23 protein-coding genes are annotated in these 25,299 nt (G+C 55.3%); 7 read left to right on the forward strand and 16 right to left on the reverse strand.

Annotation, left to right across the window (positions count from 1 at the left end; genetic code table 11):
* Window positions 1-44: 44 nt before the first annotated feature.
* The gene (locus tag BED41_RS00750) at window positions 45-953 is read left to right on the forward strand and encodes a DMT family transporter (protein WP_066741810.1); all 909 of its coding nucleotides are present in this window, start codon (window positions 45-47) and stop codon (window positions 951-953) included.
* Between the two features lie 13 nt (window positions 954-966).
* Here BED41_RS00750 and BED41_RS00755 read toward each other — a convergent pair whose 3' ends face one another.
* The 5 genes from BED41_RS00755 to BED41_RS00775 all read right to left on the reverse strand — a co-directional run bounded on the left by BED41_RS00755 (window position 967) and on the right by BED41_RS00775 (window position 6,274).
* The gene (locus BED41_RS00755) at window positions 967-1,638 is read right to left on the reverse strand and encodes a GntR family transcriptional regulator (RefSeq protein WP_066741813.1); all 672 of its coding nucleotides are present in this window, start codon (window positions 1,636-1,638) and stop codon (window positions 967-969) included.
* A 158-nt stretch (window positions 1,639-1,796) separates the two neighbouring features.
* A complete protein-coding gene (locus BED41_RS00760) occupies window positions 1,797-3,212 on the reverse strand; it encodes a YfcC family protein (protein ID WP_066741815.1) in 1,416 nt (471 codons plus the stop codon).
* A gap of 42 nt (window positions 3,213-3,254) precedes the next feature.
* Window positions 3,255-4,484 carry a metal-dependent hydrolase family protein gene (locus tag BED41_RS00765; protein ID WP_066741818.1) on the reverse strand — a complete coding sequence of 410 codons (1,230 nt, stop codon included), beginning with the start codon at window positions 4,482-4,484 and terminating at the stop codon, window positions 3,255-3,257.
* 228 nt (window positions 4,485-4,712) lie between these two features.
* Complete coding sequence (locus BED41_RS00770) at window positions 4,713-5,510, reverse strand: radical SAM protein (RefSeq protein ID WP_084002158.1); 798 nt, start codon at window positions 5,508-5,510, stop codon at window positions 4,713-4,715.
* Window positions 5,511-5,737: 227 nt separating this feature from the next.
* Window positions 5,738-6,274 carry a phosphatase PAP2 family protein gene (locus BED41_RS00775; protein WP_229712357.1) on the reverse strand — a complete coding sequence of 179 codons (537 nt, stop codon included), beginning with the start codon at window positions 6,272-6,274 and terminating at the stop codon, window positions 5,738-5,740.
* A gap of 200 nt (window positions 6,275-6,474) precedes the next feature.
* On the opposite strand from BED41_RS00775, the gene BED41_RS00780 reads away from it, so the two are divergent.
* Window positions 6,475-7,518 (forward strand): homoserine dehydrogenase, encoded by a 1,044-nt coding sequence (locus BED41_RS00780; protein WP_066741822.1) that lies wholly within the window; start codon window positions 6,475-6,477, stop codon window positions 7,516-7,518.
* A gap of 281 nt (window positions 7,519-7,799) precedes the next feature.
* On the forward strand, window positions 7,800-8,012 hold the full coding sequence (locus BED41_RS00785; protein WP_066741825.1) for an Sdh5/SDHAF2/SdhE family assembly factor: 213 nt from the start codon (window positions 7,800-7,802) through the stop codon (window positions 8,010-8,012).
* A gap of 149 nt (window positions 8,013-8,161) precedes the next feature.
* Here BED41_RS00785 and BED41_RS00790 read toward each other — a convergent pair whose 3' ends face one another.
* The 3 genes from BED41_RS00790 to modA form a co-directional block, all read right to left on the reverse strand.
* Window positions 8,162-9,235: a sulfate/molybdate ABC transporter ATP-binding protein gene (locus BED41_RS00790; RefSeq protein WP_066741827.1), complete on the reverse strand. Its 1,074-nt coding sequence runs from the start codon at window positions 9,233-9,235 to the stop codon at window positions 8,162-8,164.
* 12 nt (window positions 9,236-9,247) lie between these two features.
* Window positions 9,248-9,958, reverse strand: coding sequence for a molybdate ABC transporter permease subunit (modB, locus tag BED41_RS00795; RefSeq protein ID WP_066741829.1), 711 nt, complete (start codon window positions 9,956-9,958; stop codon window positions 9,248-9,250).
* Between the two features lie 220 nt (window positions 9,959-10,178).
* On the reverse strand, window positions 10,179-10,946 hold the full coding sequence (modA, locus tag BED41_RS00800) for a molybdate ABC transporter substrate-binding protein (protein WP_066741832.1): 768 nt from the start codon (window positions 10,944-10,946) through the stop codon (window positions 10,179-10,181).
* 481 nt (window positions 10,947-11,427) lie between these two features.
* Here modA and BED41_RS00805 point away from each other — a divergent pair, with 481 nt between their 5' ends.
* On the forward strand, window positions 11,428-12,780 hold the full coding sequence (locus BED41_RS00805; protein ID WP_066741835.1) for a glutamine synthetase family protein: 1,353 nt from the start codon (window positions 11,428-11,430) through the stop codon (window positions 12,778-12,780).
* Window positions 12,781-12,861: 81 nt separating this feature from the next.
* Here BED41_RS00805 and BED41_RS00810 read toward each other — a convergent pair whose 3' ends face one another.
* Together BED41_RS00810 and BED41_RS00815 are read right to left on the reverse strand one after the other, a co-directional pair.
* Window positions 12,862-13,803, reverse strand: coding sequence for a M14 family metallopeptidase (locus BED41_RS00810; RefSeq protein ID WP_066741838.1), 942 nt, complete (start codon window positions 13,801-13,803; stop codon window positions 12,862-12,864).
* Between the two features lie 350 nt (window positions 13,804-14,153).
* Window positions 14,154-14,705, reverse strand: coding sequence for a helix-turn-helix domain-containing protein (locus tag BED41_RS00815; RefSeq protein WP_066741842.1), 552 nt, complete (start codon window positions 14,703-14,705; stop codon window positions 14,154-14,156).
* A 256-nt stretch (window positions 14,706-14,961) separates the two neighbouring features.
* On the opposite strand from BED41_RS00815, the gene BED41_RS00820 reads away from it, so the two are divergent.
* Complete coding sequence (locus BED41_RS00820) at window positions 14,962-15,450, forward strand: methylated-DNA--[protein]-cysteine S-methyltransferase (protein WP_066741845.1); 489 nt, start codon at window positions 14,962-14,964, stop codon at window positions 15,448-15,450.
* A gap of 627 nt (window positions 15,451-16,077) precedes the next feature.
* Here the strand turns inward: BED41_RS00820 and BED41_RS00825 are convergent.
* The 6 genes from BED41_RS00825 to BED41_RS00850 form a co-directional block, all read right to left on the reverse strand.
* Window positions 16,078-16,836: an energy-coupling factor transporter transmembrane component T family protein gene (locus BED41_RS00825; RefSeq protein ID WP_066741849.1), complete on the reverse strand. Its 759-nt coding sequence runs from the start codon at window positions 16,834-16,836 to the stop codon at window positions 16,078-16,080.
* Window positions 16,837-17,646 carry an energy-coupling factor ABC transporter ATP-binding protein gene (locus tag BED41_RS00830; RefSeq protein WP_066741856.1) on the reverse strand — a complete coding sequence of 270 codons (810 nt, stop codon included), beginning with the start codon at window positions 17,644-17,646 and terminating at the stop codon, window positions 16,837-16,839.
* Complete coding sequence (locus tag BED41_RS00835; protein WP_066741859.1) at window positions 17,643-18,479, reverse strand: energy-coupling factor ABC transporter ATP-binding protein; 837 nt, start codon at window positions 18,477-18,479, stop codon at window positions 17,643-17,645. Before BED41_RS00835 ends, BED41_RS00830 begins: the two co-directional genes overlap by 4 nt.
* Window positions 18,480-18,490: 11 nt before the next feature.
* Window positions 18,491-19,069, reverse strand: coding sequence for a tryptophan transporter (locus BED41_RS00840; protein WP_066748731.1), 579 nt, complete (start codon window positions 19,067-19,069; stop codon window positions 18,491-18,493).
* 632 nt (window positions 19,070-19,701) lie between these two features.
* Window positions 19,702-20,928, reverse strand: coding sequence for a Synerg-CTERM sorting domain-containing protein (locus tag BED41_RS00845; protein ID WP_168160201.1), 1,227 nt, complete (start codon window positions 20,926-20,928; stop codon window positions 19,702-19,704).
* 1,161 nt (window positions 20,929-22,089) lie between these two features.
* Window positions 22,090-23,016 (reverse strand): Ppx/GppA phosphatase family protein, encoded by a 927-nt coding sequence (locus BED41_RS00850; RefSeq protein ID WP_066741869.1) that lies wholly within the window; start codon window positions 23,014-23,016, stop codon window positions 22,090-22,092.
* A 150-nt stretch (window positions 23,017-23,166) separates the two neighbouring features.
* Here BED41_RS00850 and BED41_RS00855 point away from each other — a divergent pair, with 150 nt between their 5' ends.
* A complete protein-coding gene (locus BED41_RS00855; protein WP_066741871.1) occupies window positions 23,167-24,165 on the forward strand; it encodes a DHH family phosphoesterase in 999 nt (332 codons plus the stop codon).
* A complete protein-coding gene (locus BED41_RS00860) occupies window positions 24,162-25,271 on the forward strand; it encodes a glycosyltransferase (RefSeq protein ID WP_066741874.1) in 1,110 nt (369 codons plus the stop codon). Before BED41_RS00855 ends, BED41_RS00860 begins: the two co-directional genes overlap by 4 nt.
* Window positions 25,272-25,299: the final 28 nt, after the last annotated feature.

Genomic DNA, 25,299 nt, shown 5'->3' on the forward strand with positions numbered 1-25,299 from the left:
TATAGATGCGGCGTGTGTTACGGCTTCGTCTTGGAGGTATTTGTATGGTTTTGAACAACTATTGGCGCGGGGCTGGGTTCGCGCTGTTTGCGGCGGCCTGCTGGGGGCTCATCAGCCCGATCGCGAAGGTGCTGGCGGCGGCGGGACTGGACCTTATGTCCGTCATGGTATTCCGTTCGCTTTTCACAATGACCTCTGTGGGCGTCGGACTGCTTGTGATGAGAAAGTTCGAGGTCTTCCGCGTTGACCGTGAAACGCTGCGCTTTTATTTTATCTCCGGCATGCTCTCCGTGGCATTCTCCGGCGGCGGCTTCCTCACCTCGCTTGAATACCTGACGGTCGCCGAGGCGCTCGTCATACACTATACCTTCCCGCTTGCGGCGATCATCGGTTCGCTCTTCATCACGCGTGAAAGGCCGACCGTTCTGCAGGTTGTCGCGGGGCTCCTGATTGTCGTGGGGGTCTATATCGGCATGGGCGGAAGCGTAGAGGCGATGCGGTCGATCTCGCTGCCGGGGCTTTTGTGGGGATTCCTTGCCGTATTCGGCATGGCGGGACAGGCACTTGTCACGCGTCGCTTCTCGCTCTCCCATAAGATGAACGAATTCGGCCTACTCTTCTACTCAAATGTTTTCGGGATAATAATGCTCTTTGTCTTCAAAAGCTTTTACTACGGCTGGGGCGATCTCTGCTGCCTCACGGCGCCGCTGTTTTCGATCATGACACTGCAGGCCTTCACTGGAAGTATGCTAGCCTACGGCGCGTTTTTCACGGCGCTGAAGTACATTCCCGCCGCAGTGGCAAGCCTCCTTTGTACCCTTGAGATCGTCGTCGCGGTCGGACTGACGGCTGTCTTCGTCGACCAGATACCGTCGGCGCACGAAATCACCGGCTGTCTGCTGATACTGGTCGCGATAGTCTGCACCTCGATACCGCCGAGAAAGCGTAGCTGACGACCCTTAGTTCCTATTTATCCTCAAGGCAGGCCTCCATGTAGCCGAGCCCGCAGCGCAGATGTTTCTCGACGGCTCGTCTCAGCGCTGAGCTGTCTTTGTCCTTGATGGCGGCGATTATCTCGTTATGTTCCTCGTAGAAGTTATTGAGGAATTCTTCGGATGATATCCAGATAAGCCTGGCATATCTAAGATTATTCCACGTCTGCTGCAATATTTCGATCATAATGTCATTATCGTAAAATTTGAAGATATACATATGAAAACGGTCGTTGGCCTCAAGCAGTTTTTCAAGGTCTGGCTTTCCATCGGAGCAAGGTTTGAATAATTCTTTCATTTCATTATTCAGCAGGACCATCTGCGGAATGTTGTCTGGTTTGATAAAAGGCAAAGCACGCTCTGCGAGCGTTATCTCAAGCAGTGATTTCAACTCCTGAAGCTTGCGGAATTCCTGTTTGGAGATTCTCGATATCTTCCAGCCAGTTCTGGGTATATATTGGACCAGCCCTTCTTGCTGAAGTTTTGAGAGAGCTTCGCGGACGGGGGTTGTGCTTACTCCCAGACTTTCTGAATATTGGTCGATGTTTATTCTTTCACCAGGTCGTATTTTGCATGATAAAATCTGTGCTTTTATACTTTCGTAAGCTAGCTCGCTCAGCGTCGGCACTTTTATTATGGGCTGCATTTTAAATCCTCCCGACAGAATTACGGTACGTTCATCTCTTTTTATCCATTATAGGATAATTAAAGATATAAATACAATACGGCAGGCTGAGTGAACTCCTTGAAAATAGGGAGATCGCATGGCCTGCCGTAATAAATATCCTGCCGGACAAAGCTTCCTTAGAATGGGCCGAGCTTGATGAACGTTGCTACCAGCAGTCCCGCAGCGCCTATCCCCATCAGCATCGCGTAGAGTGGCAGCACCCACTTAAAGTAGGTTGAGAAGGGTACTTTCGCGACGCCGATGTAGACAACCAAGGCTCCCATTGTCGGAATAACCATGTTTGTGAGTCCGTCACCAAGCTGGAAGGCCATGACCGCCGTCTGGCGCGTCAGGCCGACAACGTCCGCAAGCGGGGCCATTATCGGCATCGTAACTGCCGCCTGGCCTGAGCCAGAGGGGATGAAGAAATTGATGATCGCCTGTATAATGAGCATACCGAGCGCCGAGAGCGATGATGGAATCTGTTTTAGCGGGATAGATAGACCATAGATGACGGTGTCGAGGATATTGCCTTTCGTCAGCACTACGGAGACAGCGCGTGCGAAACCGATGCAGACGACGCCGACGAATACTCCAGCACAGGCTTTGCCCATGATGTCGCATATTCTTTCATTATTGAAACCGGCAACGACTCCCGCGATAATGCCAGAGATAAGCCAGAGCGCCCCAATCTCCGCGAAGCTCCACTTCCAAAGCATCGGCCCCACCATCTGCAGGCCGATTGTCGCAAGCAGCATGAACATCAAAAGCTTCTGACGTCCGGTCATCTTCTCCTTCTGCAGAGCCGCGATATCGATATTTGCCGCCGAAGGGTTAGTGAAACCGGTGACGCTCGCGGAGGGATCACCTTTTACCTTTGCCGCGTAACGCAGGACGAACCAAAAGGTGACTACCATCATTACCAGCCATATCACGACGCGGAAGGTCATAGCCGAATAGACGGGAAGCCCAGCGATGCCCTGCGCTACGGCGACGGTGTAGACATTTATCGGCCCGTAGGCAAAGGCTGCAAAGGTGGGTATCATCGCGATCGCGAGTCCCGTCATCACATCGCAGCCGCAGGCAAGCGCAAGCGCTATCGTCATCGGCACAAAGGGTATATGGAGCTCGAAGGCCCCCATCGCGCCGCGTACGGCGAAGAAGGCCATCAGCGCTCCCATAACAAGAAGATAATTGCCGCGGCAGACCTTGATTATCCATCCGACCATCTTATGCAGCGTGCCGCTCTCGGTGTAGACGTCGGTCGCCGCGATCGTAAACCAAATCATTGACATAATGGCCATTGAGGCTGTGAGGCCGTCGATGATACAGACGAACCAGTCGAAGGGAGCGACCGGCGAAGGTTCTACAAGGTGGAAGGTCGTGGGGTCGATGACCTGGCGTCCAGCCACCTCTACCCTGTCATATACTCCAGCGGGAACGATATATGTCATAATTCCAGCCAGTATGAGACAGAAGAGGATAATTGTCCACACATGGGGAACACGGAATCCCTTGGTTTTGATCTCAGTTGTTTGAGTGTTATCTTTCATTCTTGCAATCCCTCCATAAATAAAAATTCAAGTCAATCGGCGTCAAACAAGCAGGTTTTTGTGTACATGTCCTCCCTGCATTATCAGCAGCAGATTTTTCCGGTGGTCTTTGAAAAGATCGATATTATCAAGCGGATTGCCGTTGACCACAAGAATATCCGCAAGCTTGCCCTCCTCCAGGGTTCCTGTGACGTCTTCAACCCTAAGGATTTTGGCATTCGTCTTCGTAAAGGCGACGATCGCCCCCATCGCCCCCATTGCCTTAGCCTGATAGGCGATAGCTCCTGAAGCGTACTTTGTGTTTTCTCCGGTAAGATCAGTTCCACCTCCTATAGGAATACCGGCCTCCATTGCGTTGTGTATTGCCTCATATCCCCGTTCGCAGACAGAGACAAATTTATCGTATATAAATTTTGCGATAAGATCGCGGCTCTTCTCGATGACGATCTCATACGTTATCTGGGTTGGTACAACGAAGGCACCTTTTTGCGCTACGAGGGCCGCTGTCTCTTTTGTCATGAGGTTCGCATGCTCTATCGTGCGTATGCCGGCGTTCGCGCTGAGGACGATGCTTCTGTTTGAATAACTGTGAGATGCGACATAGCTGCCTACCGACTCGGCCACGTCCACAGCGGCTTTCAGCTCTTCAAGCGTATACTGCGAGGTCTCCGGACCCTGTGTAGGGCTTGCGCAGCCACCGCCGCACATTACTTTGATAAAATCAGCACCACGCCGAATATTCTCACGGGCGGTCTTCAGCATCTCCGGTACGCCGTCGGCGATGACGGAACGGAAACCCATGTACGGTTCAGAATAGGGACGTGTCTCCGAGGCTACGCGGTCGTCGCCGTGGCCGCCGGTCTGAGCGATCGCTGCGCCGCAGATCTTAAGGCGAGGCCCTACCGCAAGCCCCCGGTCCACCGCCTCGCGGAAGCCGACATCGGCTCCTCCCGTGTCGCGCGCATAGGTATACCCTTGGTCAAGCGCCTCGCGGAGATTCTTAAACATCCTTGCCGCCATGAGGCCTGGGGCGTTTTTGCGGGAGAGGTTTATCACCTCTATCTCAACGAGGCCGAGGTGCATGTGGGCGTCAATTAAGCCTGGCATGATGGTATTGCCATTGCAGTCAAAGGTCTCCTCCGCGTAAGGTGCGTTGATACGTTTACCTATCTCCTTAATGTGGTCGTTTTCCACAAGAAGCGAAATATTTTCTCTAATTTCACCGCCGTTGCCGTCGATCAGATTTGCGTTTTTGAAAAGCTTGTATGCCATGAATATCCCTCTTTATGCAGATTAATATTGTACAACATACACGATATATGGTACATGCTGTATTATATCCATAAAAAATGAGATAATCAATAGAGGTTGTTAAGAAAAAATAATAAATTGAAAATTAATTAAAAATGAGAGATTTTGGAAGTTGATAGGTAAAAATAGTTGTAAATCTAAGGATAAAGAGCGGTCATATTACAATATTTGACAAATCGCTGATAAAAACTAAAAAAACACCGACGCCCTGACGGCGAAACGGCGGCAGTTGTCCTTTATTTCTCCGCGCAGCGTCTGCCAGTAATCCTTCCGCCACTGGCGGTAGATTTCGTTGTAAAGGCCTGTCAGTTCGGGGCGCAGTGTGTTGACGATAGCGAGGATGCTCTCTCTGTTTTGATTGCGCAGGTTCAGAGTATCGAAGTTCATCTCCGACACATGGGGAGCGGCGGCCTCTATCAGCGCGGCGCAGTCCGTTATTCCGGGGAATATCGGGGCCGCCATCACGCTGGTGCCGATACCCGCTTCTTTCAGCGCGGCGAGCGCGGCGAACTTTTTTTGCGGGCTTGATGCGTGGGGCTCCATCTTGCGCCGGAATCCGTCGTCGAGCGAACTGAAGGAGACGATGACCTTTACGTGAGGAAATTCTTTGAAAAGGTCGATATCGCGTGTCACGAGCGCCGATTTGGTGATGATCGTGATATCGGGCTGCGCCGGCAGCAGTGAGCGGAGGATGGCGCGCGTCGCCTGCGCACGCTCCTCGTAGGGATTATAGGCGTCGGTCATCGAACTTAGTAGTATCTCTTTATGGAATATCTTAGCGGGGTCAAACGGCACGGCGGGGTGCTTCACGTCAAGGAACGTACCCCACGGTTCGGCACGTCCGCCGCGCTCCCGAGTGATGCCGGCGGCGTAGCAGTAGTGGCAGCCGTGCGGGCATCCGATATATGGGTTTATCACGAAATCCGCGCCGAGTTTTGTCGGCGACAGCAGGTTTTTTACTTTTACGTGCCTCACATTCACCATCATATCCACTCCACCCCCAGTCCCTGCATAACGTGCGGCTCTTTACCTCACGCTACCTCAGCCGCGGCGTGTACGGCCATTATAACGCCTGACCAAATATTATTATGGGAGGCTTATGAGGGTAAATCTGTGTTATTAGATGCCTCATAAATAACTATAAGGTCGATATTGAGTGTCACGTTGGTTTGTCAGCGCGCCGCCGCCATCGCACGCCTTTTATCTTTCCTCAGTTACCGTATATTGTTCTTTCTTCCGGCGGCAAGGTCTGTCAGACGTACCCCCAGCCAGCCGCTGAGGATGCCCAGCGCCGCGCCGCCGAGAACGTCGGTCGGGAAGTGTACGTAGAGATAGAGCCGGGAGAGGGCGATCAGCGCCGCCAGCAGCCCCGCTGGGAGCCACCATCGGCTGCGGCGGAAATAGAGGGCTGACGCGGCGGCGAAGGAGGCAGCCGTATGGCCGGAAGGAAACGAATAATCCGTCGGCCGCGCCACCAGCATCTGAATGCCGGTGTTGATGTCGCATGGACGAATCCGCGCCGCTAAGGGCTTTATCAGGCCGCTGCAGAGAAATATCTCGATCGCCAGCGCGGCGGCCACCGCGACGCCCAGCCGCCGTGTCCGGGGGAATAAAACCAGAAGCAGCGCCGCGGCGATCCAGATGAAGCCCTTATCCCCCAGACGGGAGATAAGCGGCATCAGGTAATCTCCTACCCCGGTACGCAGATGGCTTTGGATAAAATCTAAAACGGCAAAGTCAATTTTCAGCAAGACAACATCTCCTTGTCGCGGCGGTCCGGCAGTGCCGGATGCGCGTGCCTGTAAGACACAGACAGTATAAGGCATAAACCTCCCGCTGTAAGGAGCAGGCGGCCCTGATGTTTCTATTATTCGGCGGATATGTGGCGGATATTTTATATTGATGTACAATATAACTGCCGTCTTAGCAATGAATATGGAGGGGAGATTCCATGGAAAAAAAGACGATAAAGATATGTATGGCGGGGTTTGGCAACGTCGGGGTACGCTTCACGCGGCTGCTGCTGGAAAAGGAGCGCGAGCTGCGCGACGATTACGGCTGCCGGGTGCTGGTCACCGGTGTCTGCACGCGCAGCAAGGGCACGATGATGAACCCGCGGGGCCTTGATCTTGGCGGCCTTCTAATCATGAACGGCGAACTGGGGCGATTTGAGCCCGAACATCCCGATTTTGTCTCCGGCTGCGATACTCACGCGATGATCGCCGCCGCCGAGGCGGATCTTTTTATAGAGCTCAGCACCCTTTCGATCGGCGACGGGGAACCGGCTACGAGCTACATCAAAGAGGCCTTTGCCCGGGGAATGGACGTCATTACCGCGAACAAGGGGCCCGAGGCCTGGTCCTTCAATGAGCTGAAAGAGATCGCCGAGACATCGGGAAGAAAATTCCTCTACGAGACGATCGTAATGGACGGCGCCCCGATCTTCAATATGGCGCGCGCCGGACTGCGCGGCAACCGGATAATTGCGCTGCGCGGCATTCTGAACTCCACCACGAATTTTATCCTCGGCGAAATTGAGAAGGGCGGCAACTTCGCTGATGCCGTCGCCGAGGCGCAGCGGCTGCAGTTTGCCGAGGCGGACCCTTCGATGGATATTGACGGCTGGGACGGCGCGGCGAAAATATGCGCGCTCGCGAACATCCTTATGGACGCGCGTCTGACGCCGAAGGATGTGAAGGTCAAAAGCCTGGCGGGAATAGCCGCCGACGATGTGAAGGCCGCCTGGGCGGAGGGCTGCCGCATCAAATATATCTGCGGCGCGGAGCGTGGCGACGACGGCGCCGTGCGGCTCTCCGTGGAGCCGCGGCGGCTGCCTCTCTCCGACCCTATGTGCTCGGTCAACGGCCGCTCCTCGGCGCTTATCTTCCATACCGATCTGGCGGGAGAGATAATGCTGACTGAACGCGATCCCGATATCCTGCAGACCGCCTATGGCGTCTACAGCGACCTGCTGACGCTGATCGCGGAGAGATAAAACGGCGGGACAAATAACAAACTGTTAGGGGCCGGTAAGGTTTCGGCCCCTTTCTATGTGTGGCATTTCCTTTATGAAAAAACCCGGCGGCCTGGGGAGCCGTTGGCGTTCACGCTGTTTTGGGCTGCTGCGGACCTTGTGAAGCCAAGGGTGTGATGGTAAAATATTTACATTACTTATCAGCCGCTGGCCCTATTTCATAGTTGTTATAAACGTTGCTGTGGCTGATGTACTTTCTTATATATCATACAAGTAATCTGTAAGGGGAGCTCTTATATATTATGTCAAACGAAGACAGGATACGGTTTTCTTTTTTACTTATTATCACGGTCATAGTATTTACTCTAAATGTACAGATAACCCAGGCTAACCGCCGGGGGCTCAGTGAGCTTGACTCACTCTTTGACGGCTACCTGACGTCGACGGCGCGGCAGTGGGCCGACGCTTCGGAGGCCGACGCGCAGCAGTACCAGGCCGGTCCTGAGATACAATAGCGGCGGCGAATCTTTTGAGAGGAGCGGTTATATTCGCCGCGTCCTTAAATCTGCCCTTTATCTGGTATTCATTCAAAGTCCGGCGAATAGCCGGGCTTTTTATTTTGCCTGTTCATAACGGCGGGCGGCTTCGTGCCCGCCGCCGGAAATCAGGGCAGCAGAGGCATTACGTCGGAGGGGGCGACCTTCAGATAGATAGTCTCGCCCGCGCGGTAATTCTTTGCGAGCTCCTTTGAGAGCTCTATGCGTATCACCGCGAAATTGCTCTCCGACTTGGTCTCGTTTGGCCGTACGGTGATAATTGCCGAAAAAACGTCGTCGCGTACCTCGATGATCTCCGCCCGCATCGTATTTTCGTTGCGCTCTCTCTCGGCAACGGGGATCAGATAATGGGCGCGCACCCCAACATAACGTGCCTCGTCCGGTATCAGATGCGCGCTGGTGAATGTCATGTTCCAGTCGCTCGCGCGCAGGCGGCGGCTGTCGATGATCTCAATACGCGAGAAATTCTTGCAGCCTGAGAGAATCGCCGCGGCGAGCGTCGGCGGCGCGTCGAAAAATTCACTTACCGTTTTCACCGGCTCCGAATGCCCCTCGTTTATCACGCAGACCCGGTCGCATAGCCTGTAGACCTCGTCGCGGTTGTGCGAGACATAGATCGTCGTGCCGGAATACTCGCGCAGTATTCGTGAAAGTTTCAGCTCAAGCTGCCAGTGGAGGAAGCTGTCCAGCGCCGAGAGCGGCTCGTCAAGCATAATCACCGCGGGATCACTTGCCATGATGCGCGCGAGCGCCACCCGCTGCTGCTGTCCGCCGGAGAGCTGCGAGGGATAATGGTCCTCCAGCCCGGAGATGAAAAAGCGCCGCGCGATCTCCTGATAACGCTCCTCCTTATTCGCGTTCCGCCCCGCGCCGTGCTCGAATACCGTCATGATATTCTGTCGTGTCGTCATATTTGGAAAGAGCGCGTAATTCTGAAACAGCAGCCCCGTCCGGCGCTGCTGAGGGCGCAGATTTATTCCTCTCTTTGAATCGAAAAAGGTCACTCCGTCGACGATGATCTGCCCCTCGTCGGGCGTCACGATACCGGCGATGCACTTCAGCGTCATGCTTTTGCCGCAGCCGGAGCCGCCGAGCAGCGCAAGCACTTCATTGCCGGCCTCAAAATCTACTTCAAGGGAAAAGCTTCCGAGCCTCTTCTTAAAATTGATGATCGCGGACATTCCGGCCCCTCCCTACTTCCGTTCGAACTCTTCGCTCAGAGTGTGGTTCACGGCGCGCCCCTTGGGCTGCCTGTAGCTGTTCTCAAGCATATTCACCGCGACAAGCACGACGAAGGAGATCACCAGATTCACCATTACCCACTTATAGGCCGCCGCGTCGTTGCCCTCACGCCAAAGCTGATAGACCGTCGTCGATATTGTCGCCGTGCGTCCCGGGATATAGCCGGTGACCATCGTCGTCGCGCCATATTCGCCGAGGGCGCGCGCGAAGGCCAGCACCGTTGCCGCAAGAATGCCGTCCTTACAGTTCGGCACCATAATATGCCAGAAAATATAAGTATTTGAAAGCCCCAGAGTCTGGGCACTGTAGGTTAGATTATGGTCGAATCCGTCAAAGGCCCCGCGTACCGTGCGGTACATCAGCGGGAAAGTCACAATCGCCGTCGCGAAGATCGCCGAATACCAGGTCATCGTGAGGCGGAAGCCGAAAAGCTCCATCACAACGGAACCGATCGGTCCGAGCGGCCCTATCGTCTTCAGCAGGAAAAAACCGACCACCGTCGGCGGCAGCACCATCGGCAGCGTCAGCAGACAGTCCAGCACTCCCTTCGTGAACTTCGAGGTCTTAGAGATATAATAGGCGGCGCAGATGCCGGTGAAAAAAGTTATAAAAGTAGAAATCCCCGCGATCCTCAGCGAGTTATATAAAGGAAACCAATCCAAAAACCGTCACTCCCCGCGGCCTGAACGCCGCCCGTTATTCTAAATCAATAGACAAAAAAAGCCAATTATAAAGCCGCTGTGTTCGACTGCCCCGCCAGCCTTACTACACGAAGCAGGGGCTTGTCGGCCATGCCGTCTGCCGTTTGCTTAATAAAAAAGGGGCCGATATGTTTCGGCCCCTTCACACGAGGAGAGAGGAGAAGTTATATCTGCCTGAATATTACTTCTCCGGAATAGCAAATCCTATCTTCTTAAATACGTTCGCGCAGGCGTCGCTCTTGAGGAACTTCACAAAAGCCTCGGCCGCCGCCTTATTCTTCGTATCCTTCATGATCGCCGCGGGATAGACGATCGGCTTGTGCGTATCCTTCGGTGCTGAGGCTACCACCTCAACCGCGTCCGAGGTCGCCGCGTCGGTGCTGTAAACCACGCCGCAGCTGACGGCCGCCGCCGCCGTCTGCGCAAGGACCTCCTTGACGTTGCTTGCGAAGGTGATCTTATTTTCAGACTTCAGCTTGTCCCAGATGCCCATATTCTTGAAGATCTCTTCCGAATACTGTCCCACAGGAACGTCGGAGTTGCCGAGGGCGATCAGCTTTACCTTATCGGTGACGACATCCGAGAAATTATTGATACCGGTCGCGTTCTTACCCTTGGGGACGATGAGGACGACCTTGTTGGCGACGATGTTGAAGCGTGTTCCCGGCATTACGAACTTGTCGTTGATCGCGTTCATTTGCTTCTGCCCGGCGGAGATGAAGATGTCGCACTCCGCACCCTGCTCGATCTGTGTCTTGAGCGTGCCGCTGGAGTCAAAATTGTAGACAATCTTTACGTTGGGGTCTGCCTTCTGGTACATCTGCGCGATCTGGTTCATCGATTCCGTCATCGAGGCCGCCGCAAAGACGGAAAGTTCTGTCGCCGCGAAGACCGGGGCCGCCGCGAGAACCACGGCGCAAACCAGCGCTAAAAACGATAATTTCTTCATAAAATTCGCTCCTTTATCTTCTGTATATCACGGCTGCCCGCCGCATAAAGAGATTATATATCGTCGCGGTCTTTATTGCAATGTACTTGCGTTGCAATAAAAATATAAACGGTGTGAGATAATACAAAAAATAGTTAATGAAGGTAAAAATTGCCGTGATTTACCGTTAAACAGTACAAAGATCGGAAAGCTGAGGAAAACCCACCCAGCCGTGAAAGCGGCCTCTCGTCTATCGACCGTCAATGGCCGAATCGCCCATGTGCGGCCTTTTGGGGGCTGCTGTAATCTTTTTTGCTTTAATACGCAGCTTTGGATATCACGATGTCATCTGGCGCGATAATTCACGGATATAATTCCCTCTATCACTGAAATGAGGCACTTTGATTTACGAAGCTTTCATGATACACTAACCAGGCCCACAGCTGACAATAAAACATTTGGCTCCGATAAGTAAATAAAAAAATTTTTTGGAGGGGTAACAATGCAACTGGAACGGTATAACGGACACATAGAAGAAGCAGACTTTCTCAACCTGCTGATGGTAGACATTGCGGGGAATATCCGCAGCGTCTCTCTGCCTCACGGGTATATCTCCGACAAGGTGCTTCGGGAGGGTATCGGCTTCGACGCCTCGAATTACGGCTATGCGAAGGTGAACAACTCGGACATGGTGGCGATCCCGGATATGTCCACCGCCTTCTTTGAGATTCGCGACGATTACAAAATGCTGCATGTGCTCTGCGACGTCGTCTCAACGGAGCGCGAGACCTTTGACCAGTATCCGCGGAACGTCATCCGCAATGCGCAGAAATTCCTGCGCGACAATAAGATCGCCGACACGGCGAAGGTACTTGTCGAACTTGAGTATTATGTCTTTGAGGAGGCGGAGTACGCAAGCGGCATTGAAGGGGCCTTCTACCGCGTGAAGTCCTCCGAAGGGCTTGGCGAGGGCTACAACGACAAGCCGCGCGTCGGACTGCACGGCGCTTACCACCGTATGCCGCCCGACGACAGCTATATGGATTTCCGCAACGAGACGGTGCATCTCATGGAGGTGCTCGGCATCCCCGTGAAGTACCACCATCACGAGGTGGCGGTCTCCCAGCTGGAGATAGAGCTCGACTTTATGGATATGGCGCATGCCGCGGACATGGTTTCACTCGCAAAGTGGATAATCCGCCAGGTCGCCTCAGAGTGGGGGCTGTGCGTCACCTTCATGCCCAAGCCTCTCTACAAGATGCCGGGCAACGGGATGCACGTCCATCAGTTCCTTGAAAAAGATGGAAAGTCGATCTTTCCCGGCGACGTGCTGTTCAGCCTTTCACAGGAGGGACTCTCCTACATCGCGGGCATGCTTTCACACAGCCTAACCGGCAGTCTGCTTGCCTTCGCCTGCCCCAGCACGAACAGCTACCGCCGCCTCGTTCATGGTTACGAAGCGCCGGTCTCCGCTACCTTTGCAAAGGGGTCGCGCGCGGCCGCGGTGCGTATTCCCGGATATGTGAAAAAAGAGGAGACGCGTGTTGAATACCGCACCGGCGACGCCTCGTGCAACCTCTACTTCTTCCTCGCGGCGATGGTGCTCGCGGGCGCGGACGGCATAATCAGAAAGATGGACCCCGTGGCGCTAGGCTACCAGAGCCAGGACGCGAAAGAGGAGCTTACCTTCCCGCTCAATCTCAACGCCGTGCTTGACGGTGTGGAAAAAGACAAAGAATACCTCGCTCCCGCCTTCCCGGAGAAGCTCATCGAACTCTGGACGAAGGCCAAGCGTGCAGAGGCTGAGTACATCTACAACGCTCCGACGCCGCAGGAATATGAGCTCTACTTTTAATTAATTAAAAAGAAAACGAAAGCGCCTCTCCTGAAAAGGGAGGCGCTTTTGTTTTCTTGTATATTATGCCTCGCGAAGAATCTAGCGGCAGACTCCGACGGCGGCGACGAAATCTTTCTCCGTCATCGCGGCGCTCTCCGACATGAAAAGCACCTTGCCGTCGATCGGCGCAAGGACCTTTTCCGTAGGTGTGCCGAAATAGTCGGTGAGCAGCCCGATCATCTGGCCGCGCCTGACCATATCTCCCACGCTGACCCTCCGGTAGTGAATGCCGCGGCTTTTGGCGTACACCATCTCCATATTTTCAAATATCTGCGGCCTGCCCACCGGCTGAACATTGCCGCGCAGGGTGCCGAAGCGGCGCAGGACATTCTTTATCCCCTCGGTGTGGGTGTTTACGCTGTCGGCTGAGGCGATCCCCAGGCCGCCGGTCTGGAATAGGGCGGAGGGGATGCCGATGTTCTCGTAGACGCTCGCGTAGCAGGTGCCCTTATCGGACCAGCGACCCTCCGTCTCCGTTATCATGATATTCGGCAGCCCGTAGTAATAGGCCATCTCATGTGAACGGTCGTTGAGCTCCCCTTTTCTGCCGCGGTGATATATCGCGAACGGCGCGGATCTCTCCAGCACCTCGCCGCAGTGGAGGTCCATATGATAGTCGGCCCCCTTTATTTCGTCGAATATCTTTGCCGCCAGCACGCCGTTATAGCTCCCTTTGGCCTTGCCCGGAAAGCTGCGGTTAAGATTGTTCTTGTCCAACGGTGAAAATGATACGCTGCGTGATTCAAAGGCGGCGGTGTCGCAGACGGTGATGATCTTTACGCTGCCCTTGATATCAGCGGGCGACAGCTCGCGGAACAGCTTGATCGCCGCCAGCACGCCGCAGTATTCGCCGCCGTGTATCCCCGCGGTGACTACCGCGTCGGGTCCCTCGACGTCGCCGATAACAAGGGCGACGGGAAGCTCAATCTTCCTGCCGTCCTCTGTCTGGAATTGGAGTAACTCTGTCTTTTTTCCTCCCATTTCAACTTCCCTCTTTTTCAATATATTTTTTACCGAACGTGGAAAATATCAGTCCCCTGTGATATTTCCAATAGCTTTCTCAATTATCCCTATTATTCTATTATCAGATAACTGATAAGAATAAAATTATAAAAAAGAGATAAAAAGGAGCCGATGAAATACAGCCCTCTTTATCCTGCTATCTGTCTAATTCTCAGTCTGTGCGGCGATACTGAGCAGTACTTTAAAGCGATGACTTTACAATGCTAAAATTATATATACATAAACACCAATAGCTATTATACCTCAAATACGAGAATTTCCGCGTTAAAAACAGTCCGCCGCAATTTCATCCGGCGTGGTACTTTCTGTTACATCGCCGCCGAGGCGCTGCAAAGTAAAAGACGCGTCTCCTCGTCGCTTGGATTTTCCCAATGATGCGCCACAACGGCGTCATAATATAGGAAATCACCCTCGTTCATCTCGTATATAAGGTCAGGGCAGTACACGAAACGGACCTTCCCCTTCAGTACATAAAAAAACTCGTCGCTAACGTGCGACCGCTTATCTTCCGTCATCATCCTGGGCGGAATGGTCAGTACCATCGGCTGCATCCTAAACCTCTGATCCTGGACCAGATAACGGGCAGTGACATTTTCCTCACCGCGTGCCAACACACGTACGACATACCCTTCACCGCACATAACTGGTGCGGGGGGCGGAACCTCCGTTGTCAGGGTCAGTGCTGAGACCGGTACATGAAAGGCCTCCGCGAGTTTTTGCAGACTTTCGATACTGGGGTTCGATTTATTGTTTTCCAGCTTTGAAAGCTGCGCTACGGAAATCTCACAAAGATCGGAGAGTTCCGTCAGTGTCCACCCACTCTTTTTCCGATGGCTCTTTATCGTTTCGCCAAGCCTCAAGGTATAATCCCCCTATTTTCCGCCGACAATAATTTTCATCGTAGGAAAACAAATATAGTCTAACAAAACTTTTTGATAAGTCAAATCAAAAATCCTGTCAGAATGCGGTTTTTCATAATTTATAATCAAGTTTAGTATAAAAGCGATAATACGTCCATAGAAAAGTTGTGCATGTTGAACATTATTATATGAAAAATACAGAGATAGCGTAATATAATGATATCTGTCACTATATAGAAAAGAGCGGGGTGTGGTTATGAAAAATTTCGCCAAGTGTTATTTTGATATTGTGGGGAAGCTGACGATCGGTGAGGAAGACGGAAAGCTGACCGACCTGCATTTTGAGACCAGCGGCACGTATCCCCGCGGAGATTTGAATATGAACGAGACGCCGCTGCTTACGGAGACCGGCCGGCAGCTCGGAGAATACTTTGAAGGCAAACGTAAATGCTTTGAGCTGCCGCTTGCGCCGAAGGGCACGCCCTTCCAGATGCGCTGCTGGGAGGCCTTGCAAAAGATTCCCTACGGCGCCACCGTGACCTACGGCGATATCGCGCGCGCCGTGGGCTCGCCTAAAGGTTTTCGCGCCGTGGGGCTGGCGAACAACAGAAACCCGATCGCGATAATCATTCCCTGCCACCGCGTTATCGGCGCCAACGGCAAACTTGTAGGTTTCGGCGGCGGCCTCGACGTTAAGAGCAATTTGCTGCTGCACGAAGCGCAATACGTAAATCGGCGTTTATAAGCACGACTAACTTCATGACTGGGGGCTTGGTAATGCTCACCGCACTTTAGTGCGCCTCCGCTTACCAAGCCCCCAGTCATTTCGTTATTCGCACTTCTAAACGCCGATTTCCTTCGGGTAGGGAAAACGATAAATTACGATTTATCATTTCCCTTATCGAAGGTAAGTAACGGTTTAGCTTTTGACTTGCCCTTTTAGCCTCCCTCTCTGAGGGAGGTGTCGGCCGCCTGCTTTTGGCGGCTGACGGAAGGAGTGTTGCTCAGTTTGGCGCAGTTCCCGCGCCAAACTGAGTCCGCGGCGAAAGCCGCGAGAGAACCTAAGGTCAACTCTCCCTCAGTCCCTACGGGACAGTTCTGATGTAACTACCAGCCGAATCGCACGAAATCAAAGATTTCGGCTCCCTGGCCGCCTCAGAGAGGGAGCCAAAATCTTTGGTAAATCACGATTTATCGTTTCCCCTATCAAAGCTAAATCGCTATTTATCTCTTTTCCCGTCCAAAGGAAATCGGCGTTTAGACGTGCTGGATGCTAAATAACTTGTCCTCTGAGAACCGGAGCCGTATTTTCATACGGCGAGGATGCTCAGAGGGTAAGTTATGACGCAGACAGCGCGTATAAACGCCGATTTTACAGGAGAAGGGCGACCGAAAGGGTCACCGCGCTCACCGCGGTGGCCGCGGCCTCTTTTATACCTATGGCATAGCTCTTATATCCGCTGTCGCGGCGGCGCAGTTCGAAGCCGCGCAGCTGGGCGGCGACGGCGCTGTTTTCTATCTTGCGGACGCAGGAGAGCAGGAGCGGCAGGCAGAGCGGCGCGATGAGGGCGGCTTTTTTGATGGGGTTGCGCACCTCGAAGTCCACGCCGCGCGCGCGCTGCGCCTCCATCACCTGCGCCATCTCCGCGGCGAGGGTGGGGATGAATTTCAGCGTTGCCGTGAGCGCGAAGGCGTAGCGGTATGGCAGGCGGCAGTTCTGCACGAGGGAGTTGGCGAGGTCGCCGCGTTTCGTCGCCGAGAGCGCGAGCATCAGCGGCAGGGAGGCGGCGATCAGCTTCGCCGCCATCAGCAGCGAGAAGCGCAGCCCTTCGTCGGTCACTCTTACCGGTCCCACGGAGAAGAACGTCTCGCCGCTCTGTACGCAGAGCAGCTGAATGACAAAGAGCAGCGCCGATATCTTCACGAGCAGCAGCGCCATCGAGAGCGCCTTCCTGCCGAGGCCGGAGAGCGCCGCGGCGGCCACCGTCAGCGACGCGATGAACAGGGCGCCGGAGATGCTTCTTACAGCGAAGGCGGCCATGCCCGCCGCGAAGGCGAGCAGTATCTTTACCGAGGGGTTGAGGCGGTATATAAAGCCGTTGCCGCCCGCGCAGTCAAAAAGTCCGTTCATTTATGCCACCCTCCTTTTTCTTTTGTCTTTTACGGTCTCCACAATTTCGTTTACGGAGCCGGCGTTCGCAAAATCTCCGCCGAGCAGGGTGGCGAGTTCGCGCATCTCCGTCAGGCGCAGCGAGGAGTCCTCCATGAGCCTCCGGTCGGAGAGCAGCCCGGCGGCGGGGCCGTGAGCCCTAACCGCGCCGCCGCCGATGATGAGCATGTCGTCAGCCAGCTCTTCGGCGAGCTTCATGTCGTGCGTCACCATCAGCACCGTAGCTCCGCGCCGCCGCGCCTCTTTGAGCCGCTCCGCGACAAACTCGTACTGGCGGCGGTCAAGCCCCGAGGTCGGTTCGTCGGCGATCAATATCTTCGGGCGGCGCACGAGCACCGAGGCCAGCGCGAGCATCTGGCGTTCGCCGCGGCTCATATAGAATATCTCCCGCTCGGGGGAGAAGCCGAATTCCTCGATAATCTCCGCCGCCGCGAGCCGCGCCTCTTTGCCGTCGGAGTTTATACAGCGCAGGCCGAACATTATCTCTTCGCCGACGGTGGCGCGGCATATCTGCCGGTCGGGGTTCTGGAATAGAAAGCCGGTGAAGGCGGCGAAGGCCACCCCCTTTTCTTTGGAGGTGCAAAGGCCGTTGCTGACGACCTCGCCCGCCGTGGGACGCAGCAGCGCGGCGGCGAGACGGCAGAGCGTCGATTTTCCCGCGCCGTTTTCTCCCGCTACGGCGGTGAACGACCCAGCCGCGAGCCGGAAGGAGAGGCCGGAGAGAAGCGGTTCCTCGCCGTAGCCGTAGGAGACGTTTTTAAACTCTATCATTGAGATATCCCCCTCACCATCGCCGCCGCCCGCGGAATGTCGAGCGGCATATCTCCGTCGTAGAGCCCCTCCGCGCGAAGCCGCGCGCCGAGCTCTATGCGGCGCGGAAGCATGACCCCGGCCGAGGCGAGCGTCTCCGTTTCGTTCATCACCTGCCGTGTCGTTCCGCAGAGCGCCGCGCCGCCCTCCGCCATCACGATCATCTGTGTGGCGAAGCGGCAGAGCAGACCGACTTTCTGGTCCGCCGCGACCACCGTCATGCCGCGCGCGTTGAGCGCGGCGAGGGCGGAATAGAGATTTTCCGTGGCCGCGGGGTCGAGCTCCGCGGAGGGATTGTCAAGGATAAGCACCTGCGGCGAGAGGGCCAGCATCGCGGCGAGCGCCGTCTTCTGCCTCTGTCCGCCGGAGAGCGAGGATATCTTTCTGCCGCGCAGATGAGAAATGGCGAGCATCTCCAGTGCGGAGGCGATGCGCCCCTCTATCTCCGCACGGGGCACGGCGAAATTTTCCAGCCCGAAGAGCAGCTCCTCCTCCACCGTCTCGCAGACCATCTGGCTTTCGATGTCCTCGCCGACAAAACCGGCGAGCCGCGCGATCTGCTGGGGGGAGTTCTCAAGGGTGTCGAGGCCGCCGACCTTCACCGCGCCGAAAAATCTGCCGCGCAGATAGTGTGGCACGATCCCCGCTATCGCGCGGAGCAGCGTGCTTTTGCCCGAGCCGCTGGCTCCGGTGATCCCGGCGAAGGCCCCGCGCGGGATGCGCAGCGAGACGCCGTCAAGCGCCCGCCTCTCCGCGCCCTCGTAGACAAAGGAGAGGTTTTCGACGGAGATCATCGCCGCCCCTCCTATCTGGCCGCCGCGCGCATCTTGAGGGCGGCGGCGATCGGTATATAAAGCACCTGGACGATGACGCAGTTGACGGCGGCGGTGCCGAAGATTATCCCCGCGAATACCGCGAAGGGCGCGGGAGCCGTCGCGCCGCCGGAGAAAAAGAGCGCGTAGAGCAGCGCCATGAATACGCCGCCGCTGACCACCGTCGTGATAAAGGCCGAAATCGCGGGCATCAGGAAACCGCCGAAGCGGCCGCCCATCTTTGCGAAGAGCGCCATTACGAGCGCCCCCGCCATCTCGCTGGGGAAGTTGAGGTATGGGGTGCCGGGGAAAAACTGGCAGACCGCTCCCGCGAGCAGCCCGATGACCGCCGCCTCCTTAAAGCGCGGCCTTACCAGAAGGATCGCGAGGCAGTACATGGCGATGATGAAGTTCGGCTTCATGCCCGCGGAAAATATCGAGCCGATGAAAAACTTCATCACCGCCCCCGCCGCCAGCAGCACCGCCACCAGCATTATCTGTGACACTGATAGCCCCGCGGCCCTCTCCTCAACTGCGACTGTTCTCTCTCTGCCTGTCTCTGTTCCGTTCATTCTTATCTGTCCTTTCTTTTCTTGTCTTATCTGCTCTCTTGTCTGTAAAAAAAATCTGTCCTTCGGCATGGACTTCTCTCATGCCGAAGGACAGATCAATTTTCCTCTCTGCGGTGCCACCTTCGTTGGCCGTATATACGGCCCGCTCAAAGAGCGCTGTCACGCTCCCGCGCCTTTTACGCTGCGCCTGCGTCGCACCATACTCGGGATTACCCTTTCCGTGCGCCCTCCTCGGTCCATTTATCCCTTCGCCTCTCCCGCGGTTTCTCACCATCCCCGCTCTCTGTAAGGCGCGTATAGAGATTTTATCTCCGCCTCATCGGTTTCTATATTTAACTTGTGCGAAAGAATACTACCCACGAAATAATTTGTCAAGAGTTTAAGGGACATTAACGGCGGGTTTTACGTAATTGTAAGACTTTATGCCGCCGTCTTAAAAAATAACCGGCGGAATGCCGTCCGCCGGTTTCCCCCTGATCTCTGACTGGTGGATGGGAGAATACTATATTGGTATCTCTATATAAAAAGCGGCGTGAACGCGGCCCGTTCAGGGGGAATCGGCCGGCGGCCCGCGCCGCTCATATAGAGCAGTTTTGCCGTCCGGCACGGTTACGCCGGACGGCTGAATACGTCTACTTTTTCCTTTTGTACACCAGGGGAAGCGCCGCGAGGGAGAGCAGCAGGGCAAGCACGCCGAATCCCGCGTTGCAGCCGCCGCTGGGGGCTCTCTTTTCCGCTCCCAGGATCACCGTCGGGTCGGCGACCGCGCCGTCCTTTTTGCCGTCGAGGTCGAATTTACCGCCATCCTTGATGAAGAGCGCGAGACGGTACATGGTATATCCGTCTATATCGCCGGTGAATATCGTACCGCTGTCGTCGTCCTTCATGACGGTGAACTTTTTATCCATATCTTTGGTGATCGCGGAGGCGTAGGTAAAGAGCTCGCCATTTTCCGCTCCGAGAATCTTCATCACCTTGACGTCGGCGGGCTTTTTCGCCTTGAGGTCGGAGCCAAGTACCTCATAGGAGATCATTATCGTCTTGTCCTTATAGGCGTCGATTGCGGGCGTTGTGAATACCGGCAGGGCGACGACGTCCTTCGAGGTCACGCTGCTGAGCGTCCCCAGCTTGTTTGCCGCCTTGACCGCCACCTCCGGCTTTACGATCGTATTGCCGTCCTTAATCGTAAGCTGTTCCACCGTCAGCGCGTCGCCGATATTTTTCGCGGCCTTGGCGGGGTCGCCCTCAGTCACCGCCAGCTCCGGCTTGATCTCGGCCTTCACATCGTCGGAGACGTTGCCGATGACCGGTTTGACGGGTTTCGGTGCGGGGTCGATGGGGCCGGGTGTCGGCTGTGTCTTGACGGCGTTTACCGTCAAGGCGGCCCTTGTTTTAATTGCCCCACCGACCATCGCGGATATGGTGACATCACATTTCCCCTCTTCCGAGGCGGTGAGGACGACCGCGTTGCCTTCAAATTTTAATTCGAGCCATTCCGGCACCTCTCCGGCCAACTCTAAACCGTAATCCGGAAGCTCTGTGCCATTTTGTGTAAGCGTCGTCGTGACACGGGTTGGAGCGCCGACAAGCACTTCGACAGCGTCACGCTCGAATTTCAGGCTGTAAATGTCAGCGGGCGCGGGCGTTTTTGCGCGGACATGGTATAGGCTGTCTGATTCTACTACTGCTTCGTAGTTGTCTTTTAGATATTTCGACGGGTTAGATTTAAATGCTCCTCCGGTGATTTGAAAATTTTCCGGGGCTTTGTCATAACCTTGAATAGTGATACCCCCGTGAAATTCACCGGCGGATATTGAAATATTATTGGCATACGATCCCAAGGCGTATGCTACTATCATAGCGATGCCGGATTTACCATTCAGCTTTGCATTACCTGATATGGATAAGGTATTCCCTCCATTTTTATTATCAAGGCCGATTAGCATAGAGTCTATAGTTGTCAAAGAGCTTGGGCCAGTGATTTCGAGGCGGCCTCCTTCTGTAATATAAAACGTGGTGCCGAATGAGGTGATAGCGCCGTCGTTATCGATCTTTAAGGAACATCCTTTCACTCTGATGAATGTCCCATTGAAATTGTCTGTAGTTGAGAGTTCTTTGCCGTTCAAATCAAGGACAACGTCTTTTTGGTTTAAAATTAAACCCTCTGTAATCCCCGTAATGTTCTCTTGTAACGTTATGGAGCCACCAGCGTTAATTGCATCTTTTAACTCTGTAAAATTCCTAACGTCTGTTGCCATTGCCGGCGCGGCGATCAGCATCAGCACCGCAAGCATTACGAAAAACATTCTTATCCGTTTTAACATTACAATCATCCTTCCATATTCAGGTGAAAAGCTAAAGTCAGAGACTGGACAGATACGCGCCCGTTAATTATCAGCCGGTTTTTATGACCACCCCCGGCATTGACAAGGAGTAAATGAGATTACGCGCCGGTATGGAGACACGACAAACGGAGGTGCGTTTGGTGAGGCGCATCTCCGTTTACTGGCGCTGTATTCATGTAGAAGAACGGGGGAATTAAATTGAAAAGAGTATTGTTTAGAAGCTCTCTCTCTCTCTCTCTCTCTCTCTCTCTCTCTCTCTCGTTAAAAGTATGGTTTTCTAAATTATATATACAAAAAATTGACATGGAGGTTCCATATGAGCATATTGTATTTGTCATACTTTGCCTCCTCTCGTAAAAAGGGCCGCTCTATTTTTACGGTCTAAAGGTGCGTACGGTGTAGGGATAAATTTCCCCAGCATCCAATATTCCGCGATAAAATGACGGTAAAATCCTCTTTCTTATGATTATAGAGGGCGAAGTCCAACAAAAGTCCAACAAAAGAGGGGCATATGTGGGATTTTTTGTAAATTTTCTTTATCTGCCGAAATACCGCTCCGTGTTGAACGGCGGTAGGCGGACGGAAAGCGACAGCCGCCGTTTTCAGCGGCGGCTGTTTCTAGCGTTGATTTGACGGCGGGACAAAAGCCTGCCCTCTATGTGTGGTAAGGAAGTTTTAAATTTTAGTATCCGTACTCAGTTCTTTTCTCAGCAGCTCATGGCGCAGGCTGCGGTCGCTGACGACGATCTCTTTGGCCCCCGCCGCCTCCATCGCGGCGAGGATGATACAGGCCCCTCCGAGGATGATGTCGGCTCTTTTCGGCGAAAGTCCCTTTATTTCGCGGCGCTCTTCGTCGGTACATTTTGCGTAGAGCGCCGTCTGGCGCATTATCTCTTCCCGCGTGAGGGCGCTTCCATGTATCACGTTGGGGTCGTAGCGATCAAGACCGGCGGCTACGGAGGCGATCGCGGTGACGTTGCCGCCCGCGCCGATCATCATGGCCGCGCCCGGACTGACGCCCGCCTCGGAGAATTTCCTGGTGAGCGCCGCGATCACGGAGCAGACCAGCCGTGGGTCGGACGGCGAGCTTTTGAATTTTTCGTCGGTGAGCGTCACCGCGCCCACCGGCACGCTGAACGCTCTCTCTATTTCGCCGCCCGCCGCGCGCACGAACTCCGTGCTGCCGCCGCCGGTGTCGAAGATTAAGACCTCGCCGCGTAAGGCGCCGTCTATGCTGTTCAGCACCGCGCGGCTGGAGAGCGCCGCCTCCTCTTCGCCGGAGAGGACGCGCACCTCCGGGCCGCCCGCCGCGCGCACCGTTTCGATGAAGTCTCCGGCGTTTTCCGCCGTGCGCAGCGCCATCGTACCGACGCAGACGATCTCCTCCGCCCCCTGCGAGCGGGCGAAATCCGCGAATTTCACGACGGCCTGCGCCGTGCGCGCCATCGCCGCCTCCGAGAGCCTGCCGTCCTCCCGCATTCCTTCGCCGAGCTTGGTTATCACGTTGACGTCCAAGATAATTTTTATGATGTCTTCCTGTAAACTCTCTCCGATAATGAGCTTCACCGAGTTGGTTCCGATATCGATTACAGCTTTTTTCATCTTTATTGACACCTCTTTGCCTGAATTATATCCCCCGCGGGAACTTTCCGCCGTTATCCCGCTGTTTTGACCGAAAACTTATTACAGTATTTTTAATTTACATCCACCTCTTTGTGATATATATTATTTACAAAAATCGGGGGAATTACAATGGATAAACCTCTTCTTCATATAATCAGCCATACGGATCTCGACGGCGTCGCGGCGGCGGCGCTCGCCTGGCATGTCCATCACCATGACCGCCTCGTGCGTATCTCGCTCACCGGGTACGGCGATGTTGACATGCTGATTCTTGAGACGCTCGCGGCGGGACAGGAGCCGCTTGTGCTGGACCTCTTCTGCCAGCGCGAGCAGACGGTGGACGAGATTGACAAACTATGGAACGACGCCCGCCGTCCCTTCCTCTTCGACCACCACAAGAGCACCTTCGAGCGCTACGGCAACCGCAAGTGGGCCGTGATCGACACAAATTACTGCGGGGCCCTCGTCTATTGGCGGTGGCTGCGCGAAAACGCGAAGGATGAACGCACGCAGACGGTGCTTGCGGAGCTCGAACCGGTGATGAAGATCGCCAACGACCGCGACCTATGGCTCGGAGAGATGCCTGAGAGCCGCCTGTGGCAGGCTCTCGTAACGATGTGCGGCCAGTGGGGCATGCTGGCGCGTCTGATGGACAACCCGCGCGCGGAGCTCTCTCCCGTGGAGCTGGCCGGCGCGGAGGAGTTCACGGAGCGGCAGGAGGCGCGCTTTGCGCTGGCGAAGGAGCATATCTGGCGCTCCGGCAGCGAATTGGCGTTTGTCTGCGACGGCGTGCTGGAGTACGGCGACGTCTCCGACTTCTGCGGCTTGATCCTTGACCGCGACGACAATCCGCCCGAGGTTGCGGCGGTGGCCGCGAAGCGCTTCGGCGGCGACTGGGCGGTCTCGATGCGCAGCCGCGACGGCCTCGCGGGGCGGGTGCTGGCGCTGCTGAAGGACGGCAAGAAGATCCGCGGCGGCGGCCATGGCGACGCCTCCGCGCTCTATTTCCCGCGCAACTACACGCAGGAGCAGATGCGCGACTCGATACTGGCGGCGATCAGGGTCGAGAAGGAGCGCAACGCCGCGCCTAAGGTGACGATCGGCGATCTCTTTAAAGGACTTGTATGAAAAAATTAAATTCTCTCGCGGTGATATACGCCTCCGAGGGGACGGGCCACCGCACGGCGGCCTTTGCCCTCTGCGAGGCCTTTCTCGCCTATAACCCGCAGGGGCGCGTCCTCTGCTGTGATATTCTGGATTTCGTCCCCGCGTGGCTCAAATATGTCGTTTCGGAGGGTTATGTCGCGATGGCGCGCCATGCGCCGTGGCTGTGGGGGGCCTTTTACTGGGGCTCAGACCGTCCCGGGGCGCAGTCCCGGGCATTCGAGTGGGCGCACGAAAGACTCTGCCGCCTCTATCTGCCGAGACTGAAAAATCTTTTCGCCGCGAACGGCACCGAGGCGGCGATATTTACGCACTATTTCGGGGCCTCCGAGCTGGTGAAGATGGAGGCGGGGCGTATCCCAGTCTACTGCGCCGATACCGATTTTGAGAGCCATAGCTTCCAGCGCGGCTCGGAGTTCGCCTGGTCCTTCGCGGGCAGCCCGAACGCCGTGCGGCAGCGTCTCGCGGAGGGGATATACAATGTGAGCGACGCCGGCGTACCAATCGCGCAGAAGTTTAAAAACCTTCTTTCAAAAGAAGAGGCGCGGGCTAAGCTCGGCCTGCCGCAGGACGAACGGGTGATCCTCGTCAGCGGCGGCGGCATCGGCGCGGGCTCCGTGTTCAAGGCGGCGAAGTCGCTCGCGGCGCTGCGCGGCACGCGCGTCGCCGTAATTTGCGGCAGCAACGCTAAGCTGTTCGCGCAGATGAAGGGATATTTCCGCTATAAGAAGAACGTGAGGATAGAGGGCTTCGTCTCCAATATGGAGGATTACTACGCCGCCGCCGACGCGGCGGTGATGAAGCCCGGCGGGCTTTCCGCCTCCGAGGCGCTCTGCGCGGGGCTGCCGATGCTGCTCATCGACCCCGTGCCGGGACAGGAGGAGTTAAATATGGCCTACCTGACGTCAAACGGCGCCGCCTGGCCCCTGCCGCGCCCCTCGCGCGCGGCGGAGAGCGTCGTCGCGCTCTTTGCCGGAGAGGCCGCGCAGAGGATGAGCGCGGCGGCCAAAGAGCTGGCAAGGCCGGAGGCCGCGGATGAGATAATCGCAAAAATCGCCGGCGAAGAATGAAAAACAATGAAATGGTCATGGAAGGTCT

The organism is Cloacibacillus porcorum, from assembly GCF_001701045.1.
Taxonomy (GTDB): Bacteria; Synergistota; Synergistia; order Synergistales; family Synergistaceae; genus Cloacibacillus; species Cloacibacillus porcorum.